Origin of the sequence: Acetobacter cerevisiae, assembly GCF_001580535.1 — a bacterium.
GTDB lineage: Bacteria > Pseudomonadota > Alphaproteobacteria > Acetobacterales > Acetobacteraceae > Acetobacter > Acetobacter cerevisiae.
Genome location: NZ_LHZA01000057.1, coordinates 1 through 3,306, shown reverse-complemented (window position 1 = coordinate 3,306; position 3,306 = coordinate 1). Strand labels below are relative to the sequence as shown.

Sequence of the window (3,306 nt, the reverse complement as noted above, 5' to 3'; positions counted from 1 at the left end):
CCTCGCAGCCGTGCAGTTCGCCTCAATCATCATCCTGCTTAACTGACGACACGCCGTACTCTTCCTTCCGCCTGTCCGTCGTGCGTGATCGCGTTTTCTGTGCGCCTTACCGTATTCTGGTCCGGCTCTGGACACAAACTCCCGCAGTCCGGTTGCAGTGCTGCGTTCTATCCCGCCAACGGACCATGCTATGGTGCGTTACCTTCCTGTCCTGTTGCTCTTTTTATCTGAGATCCTGCATGTCCCGTTTGTATTCTCCCCCTCCGGTTGTTTCTGCCACAGCCGCCACCCGCTCCCCGCGTGCACTGACGCACCGCATGGTGCGCTGCCTGTGGGGGCTCGCCCTGATGTTTGCTGTGGGAGCAACCCTGAGTGGGGCCGATCTGGCAAGCGGATGGCAGCAGGCAAATGCAGCAGAAAGCGCGCCGGTTTCCACCACCGGGCACAGCGTTGCCACGCTGATAACGGATACAGACACCACAGACGGAAAGGCCCCGCTGCATGTTGCCCTGCGACTGAAATTACAGGACGGCTGGCACACTTACTGGCGCAACCCCGGTGATGCCGGAGAAGCGCCGGACGTGACCGTGACGGCAGACGGTGCCTTCAGCGGGAAAGCCTCTACTATTGTATGGCCAACGCCGCATCGCATCCCCGATGCCTCGCTGATGTCCTACGCTTATACGGGCGACGTTGTGCTGCCCATGGAGTTGCCTCTCCATCCGGCGGGCGCTCAGGCGTCCGGGCCAACAACACTCAAGGCCCATGCAAGCTGGCTGGTGTGTGAAAATGTCTGCGTGCCGGAAGAAGCTGATCTGGCCGTGACTTTACAACCCGGCCCGGCTCATCCCTCCGCAGAGGCGCCCCTGTTTGCCGCCACGGCAGAGGCCACACCTGTTCCGTCCCCTTATGTCGCCACCGTCTCGGCAGATGGCGTATTGACCATAAAGGGTTCCGATCTTTCGGCCCGTGCCGTGCAGGATGCATGGTTCATGCCAGATCAGCCGGGGCTGATTGATCAGGCTGCCGCGCAGAAGTTTACGGTGCAGGATGGGAATGTCGCCCTGCACCTGAAGCGCCTGCCGGAATTTGCAGCGACGCAGCCGCTCAGTGGCTTGCTGGTGCTGAAAGATGCAGCGGGAAGTGAGCGTGCCTTATCCCTCACGGCCAAACCCGTTCCTGCTTTGGGAGGTGCGGCGTCCGCAGGCGGACAGAACACGACCTCTTCCCCACTTTCCAGCACGCTGACGCAGGCCGGATTTTTGCAACAGGTGGTGTTTGCCTTTCTGGGCGGCCTGATCCTGAATCTGATGCCATGCGTCTTCCCCATTCTGGCCATGAAGGCTCTTTCTCTGGCACGGCTGGGCAAAGCGGAACGCCGCACGCAGGTCACAAGTGCCGCCTGTTACAGTCTCGGTGTCATGGTGACGTTTCTCGCACTTGGCGGCGTGATGATGGGCCTGCGCGTGGCTGGCGCTGCGGCGGACTGGGGCTTTCAGTTTCAGTCCCCGCTGTTTGTCACGCTGGTGACCTGGCTGCTGTTTGCCATGGCGCTTAACTTGCTGGGCGTGTTTGAATTCATGCCTGTCTCGGCAGGCAGTTCCCTGACGAGCAATGCCCATGGCCACTGGCATGATGTCGTCACGGGCATTCTGGCGGTGGTAGTTGCCACGCCCTGCACGGCCCCGTTCATGGGTGTCGCCATTGCCGGGGCGCTCTCCGGTCCGCCTGCCATGGGGCTGATTGTTTTTGCCGCCATGGGGCTGGGTCTTGCCGCACCCTATCTGCTGCTGACCACCGTGCCAGGACTGGCCGCGCGCCTGCCAAAACCCGGCGCATGGATGCAGTACCTTCGCCAGTTTCTGGCCTTCCCGCTGCTGGGTTCCTGCGTGTGGCTGCTATGGGTGGCATCATTAGAAGGTGGGGCGTCCGTTGTGCTGCTGCTGGCGACAGGGCTGGTGCTGCTTGGCTTTGCTGCGTGGATTTATGGCGTGGCGCAGGTGCGGCTTATTCAGCAAGGGCATACGCGCACCAGCACCGCTTTGCATGGGCTGGCTCTGCTGGGGTTGTTGGGAGCGTTGGCGCTGGTTCCGGCCCTTCGTCACCAGAGTGCCGCACCGACTACCAGCGGCAGCCTGACCTCCGGGCTACCCAAAGGAACGGAACCCTTTTCTGAAGCACGACTGAAAGAACTCCACGCGGCAGGCAAACCCGTTTTTGTGGATATGACCGCAGCGTGGTGCATCACCTGTCTGGTCAATGAGCGTGTGGCGCTGGATATCCCCAGCACGCAGGCAGCGTTTGCTGCCCATGGTGTTACGGTGTTGCGGGGAGACTGGACCAATCATGATCCTGCCATCAGCGCGTTTCTGAAAGCACATGGGCGAGACGGCGTACCGTTCTACCTCTATGTGCCCGCCAACGGGCCGGAGGCTGTGCTGCCACAAATCCTGACACCAGGACTGGTTGCAAGCACGGTCGCGCAATAGCATCGTTATCCGGGACGGAAAGCTCCGCCCGGAACGCCTGCCAAACACACGTTATCAGGCCCCCATCAAGAATGGGGGCCTGACCAAAAAGCCTTCTCTCTGAAAAATCAGGCTGACTGTGACAAACGAACGTCTGCTTGGGGGTAGCTCAGCAGATAAGGGCCACCTGCCAGCACCTCCAGAAGCAGAAGGCCCATCCTGCCCTGCGTCATATGTTCACACAACGGCAGGGTGGCATTGCCATTTGTCCAGGCGCATGATTCGCCTTCTGCACCATACCATCCGTCCAGCGTTTCAGTCTGCACATGAGAGGTTATCTCGTAGCTCTGGCTGTCTGAAACAAAGACGATTTTAGCAACCAGCACCCCAAGATAACGACGGTCATCCACAAAGGGGCCAATCACATCTGAAGGCCGGCTGGCACGGGAGACCACACGCACGGACTTTGTATGCGGCGGCAGCATAAAGCTGTAATGCGTGCCATCATACTGCAGTGGGCGCACAGTTCTCCCTGCATCAATCACCAGCTGGAGGGATCGAAGAACCGTTGGTTGATGCGCCTGGCTCGTGATTTCAGGGTTTTGGCGATTTGATTGACGGTTTTTGGGGTAGCTTTTGATCTGCGTTTTGAGCAGATCGGGGACTGCCCTCTCTGTAGCGAGCCGCATAATTTGGAACCAGCAGCCAGATAGTTTGGAACCCAAAAACTACCGCTCCATGCATGAGCTAAACGTCTATTAAATGCCTCTTAAAGGGTCTTAATTAGCATCTGGAACAGTAGGCTCAGGACACATTCTTTGAGGTAGAAGCTGAAGCT

2 protein-coding genes are annotated in these 3,306 nt (G+C 59.2%); one reads left to right on the top strand and one right to left on the bottom strand.

The window, feature by feature from the left end; genetic code table 11:
* The first annotated feature begins 347 nt into the window (after positions 1–347).
* Complete coding sequence (locus AD928_RS00505; protein WP_062247398.1) at positions 348–2,489, top strand: protein-disulfide reductase DsbD family protein; 2,142 nt, start codon at positions 348–350, stop codon at positions 2,487–2,489.
* Positions 2,490–2,596: 107 nt separating this feature from the next.
* On the opposite strand, the gene AD928_RS00500 is transcribed toward AD928_RS00505, so the two are convergent.
* A complete protein-coding gene (locus tag AD928_RS00500) occupies positions 2,597–2,992 on the bottom strand; it encodes a hypothetical protein (RefSeq protein WP_062247396.1) in 396 nt (131 codons plus the stop codon).
* Positions 2,993–3,306: the final 314 nt, after the last annotated feature.